Here is a 19,212-nt window from a genome sequence, read left to right as displayed (position 1 = left end):
CCCAGCATTGCGGCTGCACTCGGCTGCCCCACACTCCCTGGTCCATGAATGCCCTCCGTCCGCTCTTTCTTTCCCTGCTGCGCACCCGCACCGCGGCGTTGGGCCTGGCCGTGGCCCTGGCCGTCACCTTGGTGGCGATCTGGGAAACGCAGCAGTGGCCGCAGCACCCCGGCGCCTGGTGGGGCCAGGGCTGGGACTGGCTGAACCTGCCCTGGCTGGCCGTTGCGCTGGCCTGGGCCGCCCTGGCCCACCTCTGGCACAACCACATCAGCGCGCAGCGCCAGGTGGTGCAGACCATCTACAGCGCGGCCTACCGCACCCTGCCCGATGCCGCCGGCATCACCTCGCTGCGCGATGGGCGCTTTGTGGATGTCAACCCGGCGTTCTGCCGCATGATGGGGCTGGAGTTGCAGCAGGTCATCGGCCGCACCAATGCCGAGCTGCAGGTCTACGCCACCCCGGACGAACGCAGCAAGCTGCTGGACGAGCTGTCCCTCAAGGGCCAGGTCGACAAAATGCGCATCCTGTGCCAGACCGGGGGCGAGTTGGTGCCAGGCACGATCTCGGCCATCCCGATCACGGTGGCGGGCGAAGAGTGCATGCTGTTCGTCTTCCACGACATGCGCGAGCATGAACGCACCTTGCAGGAGCTGTACGCCCTCAACCGCCAGCTGCAGCAAGCTGGCCACCTGGCGCGCCTGGGCGCCTGGGAAGACCGGCGCGGCCAGGGACTGGTCTACTGGTCCGACGTCTGCTACGACATGCATGGCGTGCCCCGCGGCAGTGCGCTGCCACGCGACTACCTGAACACCTTTGTGGTGCCCGAGCACCGTGACCGCATGCGCACGCAGTTGCAGCACTGCCTGCGCGCACGCAGCGACTGGGAGCTGGAAATCCAGATCCTGCGCACCGACGGGCGCAAGCTGTGGGTGCGCTCGCGCGGTGAAGCCGTCCTGGACGACGACGGCCGCATCACTGCCATGCGCGGCGTGATGCAGGACATCGATGCGCAAAAGCGCCAGGAAGAATCCATCCGCGAGCGCGAAGCCCTGCTGTCCATCACGCTGGAGGCGGCCTCGCTGGGCCGCTGGGACTGGGACCTGCACACCGGGCTGATCACCGGCGATGCGTTCTGGAGCACGCTCAACCACCTGCCCGTGCAGGATGGCCCGGCCAGCCTGGGCCAGGCCCGCCAGGACTGGCACTGGACCGAGCTCGTTGGCAGCCACGACATTGCGCGCTTCAACCAGGAGTTGCTGCGCCACATCGACCACCCCGAGGACGGACCTTTCGATGTCACCTGGCGCCTGCAGCCGGCGCATGGCCGCTCGCGCTGGCTGCGCTCCATGGGCAAGGTGGTGCGCTACGACCTGCATGGGCGCGCCATGCGCATGCTGGGCGTGTGCCTGGACGTCACCACCCAGCAGGAGCAAAAGCACAGCCTGCAGCAGCTGGCGCACTTTGACGCCCTGACCGGGCTGGCGAATCGGATCGAGCTGGCGGCGCGCCTGCACGAAGCCCTGGTCCAGGCGCGCCAGAGCCAGCAGTTGCTGGGCGTGGTCTACCTGGACCTGGATGGCTTCAAGCCCATCAACGACCGCCTGGGCCACGACGCCGGCGACCGGCTGCTGGTCCTGGTGGCCAAGCGCCTGCAGCACGCCCTGCGCGCCGATGACTGCGTGGCACGCTTTGGCGGCGACGAATTCGTGCTGCTGCTCAGCCAGATCCACACCCGTGTGCAGTGCGAAAACCTGCTGCAGCGGCTGATGGCCAGCATCTCCCGCCCCTACACCCTGGATGGCGAAGCCGTGCAGGTCACCGCCAGCATCGGCTACACCCTCTACCCCGAAGACGACTGCGACGCCGACACCCTGATCCGCCACGCCGACCAGGCCATGTACCAAGTCAAGCAAAGCGGGCGCAACCGCATTCAGGCCTTTGACAGCAGCCAGGAGCGCAGCCAGCGCGCGCAGCAGATCCAGGGTCTGCGCATCCGCGAGGGGCTGGAGGGCGGGGAGTTCACGCTCTACGTGCAGCCCAAGGTCGACACCCGCCACCAGCGCGTCGTGGGCGTGGAGGTCTTGTCACGCTGGCTGCATCCGGAGCGCGGCGTGCTCAGCCCCCAGGACTTTCTGCCACTGATCGAAGGCACGGAGCTGGAAGTGCCGTTCGGCCAATGGGCGCTGCGCCATGCCATGGGCTGCATCGAGCAGTTGATCGCACAGGGGCTGCAGTTGCAGGTGGCCGTCAACATCTCCGCGCGGCACCTGCAGCAGCCGGGATTTGCCCAATGGGTGACCGAGCTGCTGCAGGCCCACCCGGACGTGCCCCCGCACTGGCTGGACCTGGAGATCACGGAAAGCGCCGCCTTGTACGACCTGCAGCACGTGGCCCAGGTGCTGGCGCAACTGCGCGCGCAGCGGATCAGCGTGACCCTGGACGATTTCGGCACCGGCTACTCCTCGCTGACCTATCTGCGCGGCCTGCCGCTGGACTCGCTCAAGATCGACCGCAGCTTTGTGCGCGACATGCTCAGCGACCCCGGGGATTGCGCCATCGTCCATGGCGTCGTCAGCCTGGCCCAGGCCTTCGGCTACGCGGTGATCGCCGAAGGCGTGGAAAGCGCCGACCAGTGCACTGCCCTGGAACTCATGGGCTGCCACATCGCCCAGGGCTTCCACTTCGCGGCCCCAATGCCGCTGGCCCAGTTGCCCGCCTGGCTGTCGACCTGGTCAACCGCCCAGGCCACTCCGCCCGTCGCCCCCGCCGCCATGCGCTGAAGATCGGGCGACCGACAACGCCACCAGCCCCCACGGGGTACACGACCACCCCCACGGGCCACGACGCGTTGCGTCGCCCAGAAAATGCAAGAAATAGGCTTACAGCGCTTATCCTGCTTGCGCTGACAGCTCCTTTTTTTGAAAAAACCGGCACAAAAAAGGGACCTTGCGGTCCCTGGTGCTGGGCAAAGGTCGATCAGGCTTCCAGTAGCTGCTTGACCTGGGCCAGGGCCGTCGGGTCTTCCATGGTGGTCAGATCCCCGGGGTCACGGCGCTCGGCCACCGCCTGCAGCGCACGGCGCAGCAGCTTGCCACTGCGCGTCTTGGGCAGGGCCGACACAAACACCACCCGCGAAGGACGCGCCACCGCCCCCAGCTGGCTGTCGACCAGCTTCATCACATCGGCCTCCATGCGCGCCTGGGCCGCAGCATCGGCCACCTTGCCGGCATCGCGCACCACCGCGAACGCCATCGCCACCTGCCCCTTGAGGTTGTCGGCCACGCCGACCACGGCAACCTCGGCGATGTCCGGATGGGCGGCAATGCTTTCCTCGATCTCCCGGGTGCCCAGCCGGTGGCCCGCCACGTTGATCACATCGTCGGTGCGCCCCAGGATGAAGTAATAGCCATCGGCATCGCGGATGCCCCAGTCGAAGGTGCTGTAGACCAGCTTGCCCGGGATGCTCTGCCAGTAGGTTTTGACAAAGCGGGCATCGTCACCCCACACGGTCTGCATGCAGCCCGGCGGCAGGGGCCCTTCGATCGCCAGCACCCCCTTGTGGTCCGGCTCGGTCAGTTCCTCGCCGGTCTTGTCATCCAGCAACTGCACGTTGTAGCCATACACGGCCTTGCCGGGGCTGCCAAAGCGACTGACCTGCGGCTGCACGCCATTGCACAGCGTCAGAATCGGCCAGCCGGTTTCCGTCTGCCAGTAGTTGTCGATGATGGGCACCTGCAAGGCCTCGCTGATCCATTGCGCCGTGGGCTCATCCAGGGGCTCGCCCGCCAGCCACAGGGCCTGCAGGCTCGACAGGTCATATTGCCGCAGAAAAGCCGCATCGTGCTTTTTGAGCACGCGCACTGCCGTGGGCGCAGAGAACATGTGGGTCACGCGGTATTTCTCGACCAGGCTCCACCACACGCCGGCATCGGGCCGGATGGGCAGGCCTTCATACAAAATGGTGGCCATGCCGGCAATCAAGGGGCCATATACGATGTAACTGTGGCCCACCACCCAGCCAATATCGCTGGTGCAGAAAAAGGTTTGCCCTGGTTTGGTGCCGAAAATATGCGGCATGCTGGCGGCCAGGGCCACGGTATAACCGCCCGTATCGCGCTGGACACCCTTGGGCTTGCCGGTCGTGCCACTGGTATAGAGGATATAGCTGGGGTCGGTGGATTGCACCCAGGTACAAGGCACCTGGGCATCCAGATAGCGGGCGCGCAAATCACCCCACAGGTGGTCGCGCCCCGCGCGCAAATCCATTTTGGCCAGTCCGCGATTCACCAGCAGCACCGCCTGCGGTTTGTGGGCGCTGAGGCCCAGGGCCTCATCCAGCAAAGGCTTGTAAGGCACCACGCGCCCGCCACGCGAGCCGGCATCGGCACTGACAATCACCTTGGGCTGGGCGTCCTCGATGCGCGATGCCAGCGACACCGCCGCAAAACCGCCAAATACCACGCTGTGAATGGCCCCCAAACGGGCGCAGGCCAGCATGGCAAACACGGCCTCGGCAATCATGGGCATATAGATTTGCACCCGGTCGCCTTTTTCCACCCCAAACGATTGCAGCACCGCCGCCATGCGCTGCACTTCGGCATGCAGTTCGCGGTAGCTGTAGGTCTTTTCCGTTTCGGTTTCGGTCGATACCGCGATCAAGGCGGCCTGCTCCGCACGATCGGCCAAGTGCCGGTCCACGGCGTTGTGGCACAGATTCAATCGGCCATCGGCAAACCAGCGCGCAAATGGCGGGTTGCTGTAATCGCAGATTTGCTGCGGCGCTTGCGCCCAATCCACCCAGCGCGCCTGCTCGGACCAAAATGCGTCGCGGGTGGCGGGATCAATCGAGCGCTGATGGAATTCAGCAAATGACACCATGGTTTCGTCTCCTTGACTTTTTATCTGCCGGCCATTATTCACGGCGCTCTTTCGACAAGCTGACGCCCATGGAATGCAATTTTCATTCGTGGAATTACGTAGAGCGCAGCACCTTTTCTTCAGCGACCCACGATTTCCGCAAGAAAGCTGCACTCCCTGTCCGTATTAATTTTTGTTTCCTGCAAACTCAGATAAAATGGAAACCCAATTGAGATTGCGTTTCGGCGTAACTCCCCTTTTCACCGACCCCTCTGAACTTGATGACTACTTATAAAGAGCTACTGGCCCAGCGCGCAGAACTGGAAAAGCAAATTGAAGCGGCACGCAAAGAAGCCCTGGCTTCTGCCATCGCCCAGGTGCGCGCCATCGTGGCCGAGTACGAATTGACCGAAGAAGACGTCTTCTCCAAGAAAGCCCCCCGCGCGGCCGCCAGCACCGGCGCCAAGATCGTGGCCCCCAAGTACCGCGACCCCGCCACGGGCGCCACCTGGACCGGCCGCGGCAAGCCACCGCTGTGGATCGCCGGCCAGGACCGCCTGAACTTCCTGATCCAGGACCAGCAAGCCGCCTAAGCCGCGCACACCCCATCAAAAAAGCCCCGGCAGCCATGCGCTCCGGGGCTTTTTGATTGCCACCCCCCATCCACCGATGGGGACCGCACTCCGCTACAGCCTGAAGACCTCCAGGGTGCGACCCAGGATGGTGGCATTGCTGCTCATGCCCAGGGCGGCCTGCGCCGATTCCTCGGCCTGGCGGGCATTGCCCTGGGTCACCGTGTCCAGATCGCGCAACGCGGCATCCACCTGACCGATGCCACTGGCCTGGTCGCGCGAGGCATCGCCAATCGCCCCCATCAGATCACTCACATGGGCCACGGCCTGCACAACCTCGGTGATGGTACGCCCAGCATCCTGCATCTTCTCCACCCCCTGCCCCATCTGTGCGTGCGAATCCGAGATCAGCCGCCGGATTTCCCCCGCCGCCTGGGCACTGCTTTGCGCCAGGGCCCGCACCTCCCCGGCCACGACCGCGAAGCCACGCCCCTGCTCGCCGGCGCGTGCGGCCTCCACCGCGGCGTTCAGCGCCAGGATGTTGGTCTGGAACGCGATCGACTCGATGGTGGCGATGATGCTGCCCATCTGCTGCGACGAACGACGGATGCTCTCCACCAGGCTTTCCACGTGCTCCATGGCCTTGCCACCCTCGGATGCCAGCTGCGCACTCTTCTGGCTTTCCGCCATCACCTCCAGCGTGGTCTGTTGCGACTGCCTCAGCGCCTGGGCCAGCACCTGCATGGTGCTGGCCGTTTCCTGCAGCTTGCCGGCCTGCACATCGGTGCGCTGCGCCAGGTGGGTGGCGCCCGCCGCAATACCGTGCGACAAATCGGTGAAGCTGCCGATCTCATGCCGCGCATCACCCACCACCGCGCGCAGGTTGATGTGAATCTGCTGCAAGCGCTCCATCAGCAAGGCCATGGGATGGCGCCCCGGCAGCAAGGGCGGCAAGGGTTTGTTCAGCTGGCAGCCGGCCAGGTCCGTGGCCAGCGCCTGCACCTGCGCCAACGGCTGGCTGACACGCACATGCAAGCGCCACAGCGCCAGCCCCATCAACGCCAGCAGCGCCAACGCCTGCACAGCCAGCTGCCACGCCTGGGTCCAGCCCATCCAGGGGAAAATCAGGGCCAGCGCCAGCACCGGCGCCAGCAACCAGGCCATGCGCTGCGTGAAGGACAGGCGCTGCAGCTTGCCCAGGTGGTTGCGCCAGCCCTGGCGGCGCACGTGGCCGGCATGCAGCGCCACCGAAGGCTGTGGTTGCCCCCGCTGCGCATGCAATTGCGCATACAGGGCCTCGGCCGACTGCACCTGCGCCCGCGTGGGTTTGGCCCGCACCGACATATAGCCCACCGGCCTACCCTGGTGCACGATGGGCGTGACATGGGCTGCCACCCAGTAGAAGCTGCCGTCCTTGCGCCGGTTCTTGACCAGCCCCTTCCAGCTGCGGCCATGGCCAATCGTGGACCACATGTCCTTGAAGGCCTCCGGCGGCATATCCGGGTGGCGCACCAGGTTGTGCGGCTGCCCCATCAATTCCTGCATGGTGTAGCCGCTGACGCGCTCGAAAGTGGCATTGCAGTGGGTGATGCGCCCCTGGCTGTCGGTGGTGGACATCAACAGCTCGTCCGCCGGGTAATCAAATTCTTGGTCCATCACGGGAAGGTTTTCGCGCATACACATCGTTCTCAGAGAGCCCGCACACGCACAAAATCGGTGCAAGGCATGGCTGGCGCCAGACAAAGGCGCGATCCTAAGTGCCTGCCACGGCCCCACGATGACAGTTTGACGTTAATTAACGCGGCGGCATCCAAGCCTTGTCCTGCGTAAAACAAAGCACAGAAAGGGCTTGACCCGCTACCAAAAACATATCTACTCGCGCGCACTGTTTCTGGCGTTCGGTGCCAAAGATATTGCAAAGGCCGGCCAGGCCTGCGCTGGCCGCTATGCTTGGTGATTTATATGCACCAATGAAAAAGGCCTTGATCCGAAGATCAAGACCTTTTCAAACTGGTCGGCGTGGCGGGATTCGAACTCGCGACCCCTTGCACCCCATGCAAGTGCGCTACCAGGCTGCGCTACACGCCGAAGCCTCAGATTATACCGTGGTTTTGACACCCACTTTTCCAAACACTGAGGATGCTTGGAAAGTGAAATGTGCCAGATGGGTATCTGGCACATTTTCGATAAATTGGTCGGCGTGGCGGGATTCGAACTCGCGACCCCTTGCACCCCATGCAAGTGCGCTACCAGGCTGCGCTACACGCCGAAGCCATGATTGTAATCCAGTTTTTGTAGCATCTGAGGCAAATCAGACGCCGCAAACCACAGATTTCAACCAGATCCTTTGAAATCAAGGACCTAGCCCTCCACTCAGCCCTGGATCTGCTCCTTGAGCTTGGTGCTGGCGTGGAAGGTCACCACGCGGCGTGCCTCGATGGGGATCAGCTCGCCGGTGCGCGGGTTGCGTCCGGGGCGCGGCGCCTTGGTGCGGATCTGGAAGTTGCCGAAGCCCGAGAGCTTAACCTCCTCGCCCTGCACCAAGCTTTGCGCGATCAGGTCAAAGTAGGCATCGACCATGTCCTTGGCCTCGCGCTTGCTCACGCCCAGTTGGTCAAACAGCAGATCGGCCAGTTGGGCCTTGGTCAAGGCACCCGCCGTGTCCACGTCGCTGTCCATCAGCACTTTGCTTGCTTCCATGGTGTGCCTCATCCGCGCAGGCGGGCCTGCACTTGGGTTTGCAAGGCGGCAATCGCCGCCTGCATGGCGGTGTCGATGTCCACGTCGGTCAGCGATGCATCATCGCGACCCAGGGTCAGGCGCACGGCCAGGCTCTTCTCATCCTGCGCCAGGCTACCGGGTGCCGCTTCCTCGCCGGCCTTGAGCTTCTTGGGACGGAACACGTCAAACAGCACGGCATGGCGCAGCATACCCCCGGGCACACCCGCGGCAATCGCCTGCATCACCTGGGCGTGGGTCACGGCCTCCTTGACCACCACAGCAATGTCGCGCTCCACCGCCTGGTGCTTGGCCACGGGGGCAAACACGGGCACCTGACGGGCCAGCACGGCGTCCAGCTCCAGCTCGAACATCACCGGCGCCTGGGCCAGATCCCATTCCTGGCGCCATTGGGGGTGCAGCTCGCCGACAAAGCCGATGGCCTGGCCGTCCAGCAGCACACGCGCGCAACGGCCGGGGTGCATGGCGGGGTGCTCGGCAGGCTCGAACACGGGCTTGAGCGGTGCCAGCAGCGCTTCCACATCGCCCTTGACGTCGTAGAAGTCGACCTTGGCATCCGCACGGCCCCACTGCAGCTGCTCGGCCGCGCCATAGGCCAGACCGGCCACGCGCATGGGCTGGTAGAAGCCCTTGACGGTGGTGTCGGAGTCGACCACGGACGCATCCTTGAAGAACACGCGGCCCAGCTCGAACACGCGCACACGCGGCGCCTTGCGGTCGACGTTGAACTTCAGCACCTGCATCAGCGAGCCGATCAGACTGGAGCGCATCACGCTCAACTGGCTGGCAATCGGGTTCAGCAGCTTGACGGGGTCCTGGTTGCCCGCCAGCTCGGCTTCCCACTTGGCCTCCACGAACGAGAAGTTGATGGTTTCCTGGTAGCCCAGGCCGGCCAGCGCATGGCGCACGGCGTAGGGGCTGCGGCGGTTTTCCGCGCGCAGCTTGGGCGCGATGGGCGCCAACGGCTTGGTGGTCGGCAGGTTGTCGTAGCCGATCATGCGCGCCACTTCCTCGATCAAATCCTCTTCCAGATTGATGTCGAAACGGAAGGTGGGCGCGGTGACCGCAATCACGCCTTCACTGGCCACGGTGGCTGGCAGGCCCAGGCCATTCAAGGCATCCAGGCATTGCTGCTGCGTCACGGCCATGCCGATGACCTTGGCCGCACGCGCCACGCGCAGTTGCACGGTCTTGGGCGCGGGCATGTTGGGCTGCTGGTCGTCCAGGGCGCCGACCTGTGTGTCGGGCGTGCCGCAGATCTCCAGCACCAGGGCGGTGATGCGCTCGATGTGCTCGGTGGTGAACGCAGGGTCCACACCGCGCTCGAAGCGGTGGCCGGCGTCGGTCGAGAAATTGAAGTGGCGCGAGCGCCCGGCCACAGCCTTGGGGAACCAGAACGCGGCTTCGATGTAGATGTTCTTCGTGTCGTCAGACACGGCCGTGGCGTCACCGCCCATGATGCCAGCCAGCGATTCCAAGCCCTGGTCGTCGGCAATCACGCCGACCTGGAGGAAATCATCGACCTGGATGGTGTTGCCGTTGAGCAGTTTGAGCGTCTCGCCCTCCTTGCCCCAACGCACGTTCAGGCCGCCGTGGATCTTGTCCAGATCGAAGATGTGGCTGGGACGGCCCAGCTCGAACATCACGTAGTTGGAGATGTCCACCAGGGGCGAAACCGCGCGCTGGCCGCAGCGCGCCAGGCGGTCCACCATCCACTGGGGCGTCTTCACCTGCGTGTTGACGTTGCGCACGATGCGGCCCGAGAAGCGGCCACACAGGTCGGTCGCCTCGATCTTCACGGGCAGCTTGTCCTGCAGCGCCACGGCGGCGGCGGGGAAGGACAGGGCTTTGAGCGGCGTGCCGGTCAGGGCCGACAGCTCGCGCGCCACGCCATACACGCTCAGGCAGTGCGCCAGGTTGGGCGTGAGCTTCAGCGTGAACAGCGTGTCGTCCAGGTTCAGGTACTCGCGCACGTTCTGGCCCAGGGGCGCATCGGCGGGAAACTCCAGCAGGCCGCTGGCGTCGTCGTCGATGCCCAGCTCCTTGGCCGAGCACAGCATGCCAAAGCTCTGCACACCGCGCAGCTTGCCGATCTTGATCTTGAAGGGCTTGCCGTCCTCACCGGGTGGCAGCTCGGCGCCCACAGTGGCGCAAGGCACACGGATGCCTACGCGCGCATTGGGCGCGCCGCAGACGATGTTCAGCAGCTCGGGGCCACCCACGTCGACCTGGCAGATGCGCAGGCGGTCGGCGTCGGGGTGCTGCACGGCTTCCTTGATTTCACCGACCACGATGCCGGTGAAGGGAGGCGCCACGGGGTCGAGTTCTTCGACTTCCAGACCAGCCATGGTCAGGATGTCGGCCAGCTCTTGGGTCGTCAGTGTCGGGTTGCAGTATTCGCGCAACCAGGATTCAGGAAATTGCATAGTCAGACTCTTTGGCGTTCATGCCCGTTGCACCTTGCAGGTCTGCAGCGGACTGGGCAGGCGTACTTTCAAAAGCAGGAGCTGTTGGCGCGCGGCGATCAAGGACTTCCATATCAAAACCATCTGAAACGCTTGATGGGCACGCGCAAACCGCTCACTTTATGAATTACTGGAACTGCGACAGGAAACGGATGTCGCCGTCGAAGAACAGGCGCAGGTCGTTCACGCCATAACGCAGCATGGTCAGGCGATCGGGGCCCATGCCAAAGGCAAAGCCGATGTACTTTTCGGGATCCAGGCCCATGTTGCGCACCACATTGGGGTGCACCTGGCCGGAGCCGGCCACCTCCAGCCAGCGGCCAGCCAGCGGGCCGCTCTGGAACTGGATGTCAATTTCGGCCGAAGGCTCGGTGAACGGGAAGAAGCTGGGGCGGAAACGCAGCACCAGGTCGTCCGATTCAAAGAAGGTCTTGCAGAAGTCGGTGAACACGACCTTCAGGTCCTTGAAGCTCACGTTCTCGCCGATCCACAGGCCTTCGCACTGGTGGAACATGGGCGAGTGCGTGGCGTCCGAGTCCACACGGTAGGTGCGGCCGGGGGCAATGACGCGGATCTCGGGCATGGACTGGCCGGCATCGAGCGCATTGCGGTATTTCTTGACGTGCTGCACGGCATGGCGCACCTGCATCGGGCTGGTGTGCGTGCGCAACAGGTTGGGCGCGTGCTGCGTGCCGCCTTCCACATAGAAGGTGTCGTGCATGGAACGCGCGGGGTGGTCTTCGGGCGTATTCAGCGCCGTGAAGTTGAACCAGTCGGATTCGATCTCGGGGCCTTCGGCCACGTCAAAGCCCATGGAGCCAAAAATGCCCTCGATGCGCTCCATCGTCACGGACACGGGGTGCAGACCGCCCGTGCCGCGGCGGCGGCCCGGCAGGGTCACGTCCAGCACTTCGGCCTTCAGGTGGGCCTGCAGCTCGGCATCGGCCAGCGCCTTGCGGCGCGCGGTCAGGGCCGCTTCGATCGCCTGCTTGGCCACGTTGATGGCAGCGCCACGCGACTTTTTCTCTTCGACGGAAAGCTGCGCCATGCCCTTCATGAGCTCGGTCATCTTGCCCGACTTGCCCAGAAACTGCGCCTTGGCATTTTCCAGATCAGCGGGGGTGTGGGCCTGCGCAAACAACTGCTGCGCGCTTTCGACCAGAGAATCCAACTCGTTCATATCGACTCTTTATCGACTTGTAAAAATAAACAAGGGCTAGTGCCTTTTCAAGCCCTAGCCCTTGCCGTTTGTGCGCTAGCAGCTACCCGAAGAGTAGCAACCAACCGTTAACTTAAGCAGCAGCCAGCTTGGCCTTCACTTGGTCAACGATGCTGCTGAAAGCAGCCTTGTCGTGCACAGCGATATCGGCCAGCATCTTGCGGTCGATTTCGATGGAAGCCTTCTTCAGGCCGTTGGCGAACTGGCTGTAAGTCAGGCCCAGTTCACGTGCAGCGGCGTTGATACGGGCGATCCACAGCTGGCGGAACACGCGCTTCTTGGTACGACGGTCACGGTAGGCGTATTGGCCTGCCTTCATCACCGCCTGCTTGGCGACGCGGAAGACGTTACCGCGACGACCGCGGAAACCCTTGGACAGGGTCAGAACTTTTTTGTGACGGGCACGAGCCGTTACACCACGTTTGACGCGAGGCATGTGTTTTCTCCTAGTTCGTCAGTGAATTACAGACCAGCGCCAGGCAACATCTTTGCGATGGAGCCCATATCGCCTTCATGCACGGAAGTGATGCCACGCAGGTGGCGCTTGTTCTTCGTGCTCTTCTTGGTCAAGATGTGACGCTTGAAGGCTTGACCGCGCTTGACGGTACCACCGGGACGAACGCGAAAACGCTTCTTCGCGCTGCTCTTGGTCTTCATTTTGGGCATGTGAATGCTCCTGTTTGTTGTGCTCGTGAGGCGTTGTGGCAACCCTGCCCCAACTTGTAGGCCCCGAGACACTTCTGGGTGCTGGCTTGCGCCGGCTTTTACAGCTTTGCAAGCTGCAAAACGAAAACCCGCCCTTGCGGGCAGGCTCCCGAAAAACGATGCATTTTACGCGGTTTGTGCGCCCGTGTCTGCGGCGGGCTTGCCACCGGCAGGCTTTTTGCGCGCAGGAGCGATCATCATCACCATCTGGCGACCTTCCAGCTTGGGGAATTGCTCCACCTGAATGGAGTCCGCCAGCTCGTCGCGCAGACGGTTCAGCAGGTCCAGACCCAGTTGCTGGTGCGTGATTTCACGGCCGCGGAAACGCAGGGTCACCTTGACCTTGTCGCCATCCGCCAGGAAACGGCGGATGTTGCGCAGCTTGATGTTGTAGTCGCCATCATCGGTACCCGGACGGAATTTCACCTCCTTGATATCGATCACGGTCTGCTTGGCCTTGGCTTCCGCCGCCTTCTTCTGCTCTTGGTACTTGAACTTGCCGTAGTCCATCAAGCGGCATACGGGCGGCGTTGCCGTTGCGGCAATTTCCACCAGATCAACGTCCAAATCACCGGCCATGCGCAATGCTTCCTGCAAGGAAACAATGCCCAGGGGCTCATTCTCAGGACCCGACAGACGCACTTCAGGCGCCATGATTTCACGGTTCAGACGGTGTTTGCGTTCCTCGCGGTGGCGACGGTCACGGAATTCTGTAGCTATGGCTTTCACCCTAAATTGAAAACGCTACGAAAAGCGTAGCTGCTTGCATTGATGAGATCGGCGCGGACTGGCCGCGCCTTACTGCATCAGACTTTATTGTGGATATCGCTGGTCAGCAGTTCAATGAACGCTTCCACCGACATGACGCCCAAGTCCTTGTTACCTCGGGCACGCACAGCGACGGTGCCTGCCGCTTTTTCCTTGTCGCCAGCGACCAGGATGTAAGGCAGCTTCTGCAATGCATGCTCGCGTATTTTATACGTGATCTTTTCGTTGCGCAGATCAGACACGACCTTAAGGCTTTGATGGGGCAATGCTTTTTGCACCTTTGCCACAACTTCCTTCACGTAATCGGCCTGTGCGTCCGTGATGTTGAGCACCGCGACCTGCTCTGGCGCCAGCCACACAGGCAAGGCGCCCGCATATTGTTCGACCAGAATGCCGATGAAACGCTCCAGCGAACCGACGATGGCCCGGTGCAACATCACGGGGCGGTGGCGTGCGCCATCTTCGCCCACGTACTCGGCATCCAGGCGCTCTGGCATGGAGAAGTCCACCTGGATGGTGCCGCACTGCCACTGGCGACCCAGCGCATCCTTGAGGGTGTACTCGATCTTGGGGCCGTAGAAGGCACCATCGCCCACCGCGATCTGGTAGTCGCAACCCGATGCTTTCAGTGCATCGAACAAGGCTTTTTCGGCTTTGTCCCAGATCTCGTCCGAGCCGATGCGCGCTGCGGGGCGGGTGGCCACCTTGTAAATGATGTCGGTGAAGCCGAAGTCGGCATACACCTTCTGCACCAGCTGGTTGAAGTTCAGCACTTCCTGCTGGATCTGGTCTTCGGTACAGAAGATGTGACCATCGTCCTGCGTGAAGCCGCGCACGCGCATGATGCCGTGCAAGCCACCGGTGGGCTCATTGCGGTGGCACTGGCCGAATTCGCCATAGCGCAGCGGCAATTCGCGGTAGCTCTTGATGCCCTGCTTAAAGATCAGGATGTGCCCGGGGCAGTTCATGGGCTTCAAGGCGTAGTCGCGCTTCTCGGACTCCGTCACGAACATGTTGTCGCGGTACTTGTCCCAGTGACCGGTCTTCTCCCACAGCGTCTTATCTAGGATCTGGGGGCCCTTGACTTCTTCGTAGCCGTTATCGCGGTAAATGCGGCGCATGTACTGCTCCACCTCCTGCCACACGCGCCAGCCCTTGGGGTGCCAGAACACGGTGCCGGGCGAGCATTCGTCGATGTGGTAGAGGTCCAGCTCGCGCCCCAGGCGGCGGTGGTCGCGCTTTTCAGCTTCCTCGATGCGGGTGATATAGGCCTGCAGGTCTTTTTTGTCGGCCCAGGCTGTGCCGTACACACGCTGCAGCTGCTCGTTCTTGGCATCACCACGCCAGTACGCACCCGCCAGCTTGGTCAGCTTGAAGACCTTCAAGAAACGGGTGTTGGGCACGTGCGGGCCACGGCACATGTCCACGTATTCCTGGTGGTAGTACAAGCCCATGGCCTGCTCGTCCGGCATGTCCTCGACCAGACGCAGCTTGTAGTCTTCGCCACGCTCCTGAAACACCTTGATGACGTCGGCGCGCGGAGTCATCTTCTTGACAACGTCGTAATCCTGCGCAATCAGCTCCTTCATGCGCGCTTCAATCGCCGCCATATCCTCGGGCGTGAAGGGGCGTTCGTACGAGATGTCGTAGTAAAAGCCTTCGTCGATCACAGGGCCGATCACCATCTTGGCGGTCGGATACAGCTGTTTGACGGCATGCCCCACCAAGTGGGCACAGGAGTGGCGAATGATGTCCAGGCCATCCTGGTCCTTGGGTGTGATGATTTGCAGCTGCGCGTCTTGCTCGATCAGATCGCAGGCATCCACCAAACGGCCATTGACCTTGCCAGCCACCGTGTTTTTGGCCAGGCCAGGACCAATCGATGCAGCCACCTGCATGGGCGTGACAGGGCCGTCAAATTCGCGTTGCGAGCCGTCTGGAAGTGTGATCTTTAGCATGAAAATCCTTGGAAACTTGTCTGTGACAGAAGCGCGCAGTGGCTGAAAAACAAAGCGCGGACATGTCCGCGCTGGAGGGCAAACAACTGCAGGCAGGCGCGAACACACAGCCTCAATGGCTGCGAGAGAACTCCGTGCTCGTCGTTCGCGGTGTCATAACCAGATTGCCTTTCTCGCCCTTGTTGATTAAGTATTTGCGCATTTTAACGCTGCAACAACAAAAAAGCCCGCAGTCAGCGACTGCAGGCCAAGCCATATCACCCCAAGCCAGCGCAGAACCCCACCTTGCTCTGCGCCGGCAGGCGCTCAATCAGTGGAACTGCTCTTCTTCGGTCGAGCCGGTCAGCGCCTTGACGCTGGAAGAGCCACCCTGGATCACGGTGGTCACGTCGTCGAAGTAGCCCGCACCCACTTCCTGCTGGTGCGACACGAAGGTATACCCCTTGTCACGCGCCGCGAACTCGGGCTCCTGCACCATGTTCACGTAGTGCTTCATGCCTTCACCACGGGCATAGGCATGGGCGAACTGGAAGGTATTGAACCAGTTGACGTGAATACCGGCCAGCGTGATGAACTGGTACTTGTAACCCAGCGCCGACAGATCGTCCTGGAACGCAGCGATCTGCTTGTCGTCGAGGTTCTTCTTCCAGTTGAACGAGGGCGAGCAGTTGTACGACAGCAACTTGCCAGGGCAGGCAGCGTGCACAGCCTGTGCGAACTCACGGGCAAAGCCAATATCAGGCACGCCGGTCTCGCACCAGACCAGATCCGCATAAGGTGCGTAGGCCACACCACGGCTGATCGCCTGCTCCAGGCCGTTCTTGACGCGGTAGAAACCTTCCTGGGTACGCTCGCCAGTCAGGAACGGCTGGTCATTGGCATCGTGGTTGCTGGTGATCAGGTTGGCTGCCTCGGCATCGGTACGGGCCAGGACAATGGTGGGCACACCCATCACGTCAGCGGCGAAACGCGCGGCGATCAGCTTCTCGCAGGCTTCCTGCGTGGGCACCAGCACCTTGCCACCCATGTGGCCGCACTTCTTCACCGCAGCCAGTTGGTCTTCGAAGTGCACACCAGCAGCGCCAGCGGCAATCATGTTCTTCATCAATTCGAAGGCGTTCAACACACCACCGAAGCCGGCTTCGGCATCCGCCACGATGGGCAGGAAGTAGTCGATGAACTCCTTGTCGCCAGGATTGATGCCACGGCCCCACTGGATTTCGTCAGCACGCTTGAAGGTGTTGTTGATGCGGCGCACCATGGTGGGCACCGAGTCGTAGGCGTACAGCGACTGGTCGGGGTACATGGTCTCGGAAGTGTTGCCGTCGGCAGCCACTTGCCAGCCCGACAGGTACACCGCTTCAAGCCCTGCCTTCGCCTGCTGCATGGCCTGGCCTGCAGAGATCGCGCCGAAGGCGTTCACATAACCCTTCTTGGCACCGCCGTTGATCTTTTCCCACAGCTTGGCTGCGCCGCGCTGGGCGAGGGTGTACTCAGGCTGCAGGCTGCCACGCAGACGGACCACGTCGGCAGAGGTATAGCCACGCTTCACACCTTTCCAGCGGGGATTTTGCGCCCAATCCTTTTCCAGGGCGGCGATCTGCTGTTCACGGCTGAGTTGTTGGTTCAGGGATTCAGGCATGGTGGGTCTCCAGTTAAAAGTCAATCAATGGTCCGAACTTGGGTGCCGATTTCTTGTCGGCCTGGAGATAAATTTAAGTCTTATAGAAGAGTTAAGCAAGCTCTTATGTCTTATACAAGACAAATATTTTCATCATTAAAAATCAAATACTTATACACATATTTCTCAATACAAAATCAAATTCTTATCCGTGAAATTTTTTATTGCATTGCAACATTGAGAAATTTTGCAATATGAAAACACATCCTTGCCAAGTGAAAATTGCGGCTGAAAGGCTGATTCAGCTTGCGGCCATGTGCACCGGCCCATGTGTCACCACCACCCCGTCTTCATCCGCATACAGCCAGTCCCCCGGACGCACGGGCACGCCCGCTAGCATCACCGCTACATCCTTTTGGCCTTCGCCGCGCTTCTCAGTGGGCATGGGCATCAGACCCAGGGCCATGATGCCCACCTCCGCACGGCGCAACTCCGCAACGTCACGCACACACCCATCGACCAGAACCCCCGCCCAGCCGTTGCGCGCCGCTGCCGCTGCGAGGTTGCCTCCCACCAGCGCCTTGCGCAGGGACCCGCCGCCGTCCACCACCAAGACCCGCCCGTTCCCGGCAGAGTCCACCGCCTGCTTGACCAGGCTGTTGTCCTCAAAGCACTTCACGGTGACCACGGGACCCGCAAACTGCCGCCGCCCCCCATAGTGGTGAAACACCGGCGGCAACACCCTGAAGGCCCCGCCGTCCTCACTCTTGTGGGCGTCGCACAGGTCACAGGTCTGAAAATTGACTGGCATCACATCTCCTCTTGCGGGCAGGTCAACGCCCTTGGTTTGATTCTGGATTCACACAAAGGCATGCTCCCATTTCTTGGGCGGACTGGAAAGAAACGGTACGCTTTTGCGTCAAGACGTGCTCTGTTGCAACAACTCTGGTGAAAAAAACTGGTTCGCCCGCTTGGAAAGCCTAATTTTTCCCATTAGCATCAGGCTCAACCAGTCGTGGCGCAGGCCCGCGCCCCGCCAAGCTGGCACAACACCCATCCCAACAAGGAAAGCAAACATGGCAACTGCAAAGAAGGCAACTGCTGCAACCGCAGCTCCCGCAAAAAAGCGCACTCCTAACGCCGCCTTCATGAAACCCCTGACCCCCAGCCCGGCTCTGGCGGCCGTGGTGGGCAAGGATCCTCTGCCCCGCACCGAAATCATCAGCAAGCTGTGGGTCTACATCAAGGCCAACAAGCTGCAAGACGCTGCCAACAAGCGCATGATCAACGCAGATGCCAAGCTCAAGGAAGTGTTCGGCAAGCCCCAAGTTTCGATGTTCGAAATGGCTGGCCTGATCGGCAAGCACGTCAGCTGATTCACCTGACGCACAGACAACCGGCTTCGGCCGGTTTTTTTACGCCTGTCTGCGGCCTCGCTTTAACCCGACGCATAGAAAGTGCTTGCAAATGCGATGAATTCGCATTTATAATTTCTACATCACATCAATAGCCAGCCACAACTGCTTGCAGCCATGATCGTTTGTGTATGCCACCGAGTTTCTGATCGCGAGATCGCGCGCCATGCACATGCGGGCATGAGTTTTGACGAAATTCAATTCGAACTGGGTGTGGCCACCCAATGCGGTCGCTGCGAAACCTGCGCCCGTGACGTGGTGGCCAAGTGCTGCAGCAGCGGTGCCGCGGCGGCCATTCACAACGAAGCCAGCGTACAGACAGTTCAGCTTGCCACCCCTATCTTGGAGAGCAAAGCATGGCATTCGTCTCAACAGTTGCAGGCAGCCTGATCCTGGTTCTGGGCTGCTCATGGTGGATCTTCCGCAAATAGCGGACGCAGCACCGACGCTTTGGGCGTACGATTTCTTCCACCTTGCGCACTAGGCCGCGATGGCAGGCCTGCTGGCTGCGACAGCCGGCTTTTTGATATCTATGTCTCCTTCTGAAAAATTCGCGCCTGCCGGACATTTTGGTCACAAGACCATGATCACCGGCGTGGTGCTGACCTTGCATGCCGCAGGCATCTGGGCCTTGCAAAGCGGTATGGACCGCCCCCCAGAGCCACAGATCATTCCGGCCGAGGTGATTGCCCAGTTCATTGCGCCGCCAGCGCCCGAGCCCCCAGCTCCCGCGCCCGCGGCACCGCCCACCCCGCAGCCGCCCAAACCCACCCCAACGCCGCCCGCCGCCCAAGCCGCAACCGGTGCAAAAGGCGCACCCCCTGCCCAAAGGCCGATTGCGGACCCGACGCCTGCCCCGAATGCCCCCACCGGCACGCTGGACAGCGCACCCG

General features: G+C 62.0%; 16 protein-coding genes, 2 tRNA genes and 1 pseudogene. 5 read left to right on the top strand and 14 right to left on the bottom strand.

All coding sequences use genetic code 11. From position 1 onward, the window contains the following. The first annotated feature begins 44 nt into the window (after positions 1 to 44). Positions 45 to 2,780, top strand: coding sequence for a sensor domain-containing protein (locus SJH88_RS03705; protein ID WP_274753639.1), 2,736 nt, complete (start codon positions 45 to 47; stop codon positions 2,778 to 2,780). Between the two features lie 196 nt (positions 2,781 to 2,976). On the opposite strand, the gene SJH88_RS03700 is transcribed toward SJH88_RS03705, so the two are convergent. Next, positions 2,977 to 4,902 carry a propionate--CoA ligase gene (locus tag SJH88_RS03700; RefSeq protein ID WP_274753657.1) on the bottom strand — a complete coding sequence of 642 codons (1,926 nt, stop codon included), beginning with the start codon at positions 4,900 to 4,902 and terminating at the stop codon, positions 2,977 to 2,979. A 236-nt stretch (positions 4,903 to 5,138) separates the two neighbouring features. Here SJH88_RS03700 and SJH88_RS03695 point away from each other — a divergent pair, with 236 nt between their 5' ends. Next, the gene (locus SJH88_RS03695) at positions 5,139 to 5,450 is read left to right on the top strand and encodes an H-NS histone family protein (protein ID WP_274753638.1); all 312 of its coding nucleotides are present in this window, start codon (positions 5,139 to 5,141) and stop codon (positions 5,448 to 5,450) included. Between the two features lie 93 nt (positions 5,451 to 5,543). Here the strand turns inward: SJH88_RS03695 and SJH88_RS03690 are convergent, their stop codons facing one another. The 13 genes from SJH88_RS03690 to SJH88_RS03630 form a co-directional block, all read right to left on the bottom strand. Next, a complete protein-coding gene (locus SJH88_RS03690; protein WP_274753637.1) occupies positions 5,544 to 7,106 on the bottom strand; it encodes a methyl-accepting chemotaxis protein in 1,563 nt (520 codons plus the stop codon). A 334-nt stretch (positions 7,107 to 7,440) separates the two neighbouring features. Further along, positions 7,441 to 7,517 (bottom strand) — tRNA-Pro (locus SJH88_RS03685). Positions 7,518 to 7,621: 104 nt separating this feature from the next. After that, positions 7,622 to 7,698 (bottom strand) — tRNA-Pro (locus SJH88_RS03680). Between the two features lie 104 nt (positions 7,699 to 7,802). Then, positions 7,803 to 8,129, bottom strand: coding sequence for an integration host factor subunit alpha (locus SJH88_RS03675; protein WP_042416617.1), 327 nt, complete (start codon positions 8,127 to 8,129; stop codon positions 7,803 to 7,805). Positions 8,130 to 8,137: 8 nt separating this feature from the next. Further along, entirely contained in the window at positions 8,138 to 10,594 is a 2,457-nt protein-coding gene (pheT, locus tag SJH88_RS03670; RefSeq protein WP_274753636.1) for a phenylalanine--tRNA ligase subunit beta, read from the bottom strand. Between the two features lie 166 nt (positions 10,595 to 10,760). Then, positions 10,761 to 11,813, bottom strand: coding sequence for a phenylalanine--tRNA ligase subunit alpha (pheS, locus tag SJH88_RS03665; RefSeq protein ID WP_043383557.1), 1,053 nt, complete (start codon positions 11,811 to 11,813; stop codon positions 10,761 to 10,763). A gap of 112 nt (positions 11,814 to 11,925) precedes the next feature. Next, positions 11,926 to 12,288 (bottom strand): 50S ribosomal protein L20, encoded by a 363-nt coding sequence (rplT, locus tag SJH88_RS03660; RefSeq protein WP_042416517.1) that lies wholly within the window; start codon positions 12,286 to 12,288, stop codon positions 11,926 to 11,928. Between the two features lie 26 nt (positions 12,289 to 12,314). Next, positions 12,315 to 12,518 (bottom strand): 50S ribosomal protein L35, encoded by a 204-nt coding sequence (gene rpmI / locus SJH88_RS03655; RefSeq protein WP_042416520.1) that lies wholly within the window; start codon positions 12,516 to 12,518, stop codon positions 12,315 to 12,317. Positions 12,519 to 12,683: 165 nt separating this feature from the next. Next, on the bottom strand, positions 12,684 to 13,286 hold the full coding sequence (infC, locus tag SJH88_RS03650) for a translation initiation factor IF-3 (protein ID WP_081770728.1): 603 nt from the start codon (positions 13,284 to 13,286) through the stop codon (positions 12,684 to 12,686). A gap of 77 nt (positions 13,287 to 13,363) precedes the next feature. Beyond that, positions 13,364 to 15,283 (bottom strand): threonine--tRNA ligase, encoded by a 1,920-nt coding sequence (thrS, locus tag SJH88_RS03645; protein WP_183302479.1) that lies wholly within the window; start codon positions 15,281 to 15,283, stop codon positions 13,364 to 13,366. A gap of 310 nt (positions 15,284 to 15,593) precedes the next feature. After that, positions 15,594 to 16,925, bottom strand: a complete 1,332-nt coding sequence (aceA, locus tag SJH88_RS03640; RefSeq protein WP_274753635.1) for an isocitrate lyase — start codon at positions 16,923 to 16,925, stop codon at positions 15,594 to 15,596. A gap of 280 nt (positions 16,926 to 17,205) precedes the next feature. Beyond that, on the bottom strand, positions 17,206 to 17,715 hold the full coding sequence (rraA, locus tag SJH88_RS03635; RefSeq protein ID WP_274753634.1) for a ribonuclease E activity regulator RraA: 510 nt from the start codon (positions 17,713 to 17,715) through the stop codon (positions 17,206 to 17,208). A gap of 108 nt (positions 17,716 to 17,823) precedes the next feature. Continuing rightward, entirely contained in the window at positions 17,824 to 18,054 is a 231-nt protein-coding gene (locus SJH88_RS03630) for a hypothetical protein (protein WP_162524685.1), read from the bottom strand. On the opposite strand from SJH88_RS03630, the gene SJH88_RS03625 reads away from it, so the two are divergent. The 3 genes and pseudogenes from SJH88_RS03625 to SJH88_RS03615 form a co-directional block, all read left to right on the top strand. After that, a complete protein-coding gene (locus tag SJH88_RS03625; RefSeq protein ID WP_042416534.1) occupies positions 17,981 to 18,280 on the top strand; it encodes an SWIB/MDM2 domain-containing protein in 300 nt (99 codons plus the stop codon). The genes SJH88_RS03630 and SJH88_RS03625 overlap by 74 nt on opposite strands. A 156-nt stretch (positions 18,281 to 18,436) precedes the next feature. Next, the gene (locus tag SJH88_RS03620) at positions 18,437 to 18,709 is read left to right on the top strand and encodes a (2Fe-2S)-binding protein (protein ID WP_081888958.1); all 273 of its coding nucleotides are present in this window, start codon (positions 18,437 to 18,439) and stop codon (positions 18,707 to 18,709) included. Positions 18,710 to 18,902: 193 nt separating this feature from the next. Beyond that, a pseudogene (locus SJH88_RS03615) lies at positions 18,903 to 19,212 on the top strand (energy transducer TonB); the annotation flags it as partial.

It is taken from the genome of Comamonas sp. GCA5, from assembly GCF_036541385.1.
GTDB classification, from domain to species: domain Bacteria; phylum Pseudomonadota; class Gammaproteobacteria; order Burkholderiales; family Burkholderiaceae_C; genus Comamonas; species Comamonas aquatica.
This window is presented reverse-complemented; position numbering and strand designations above follow the sequence as displayed.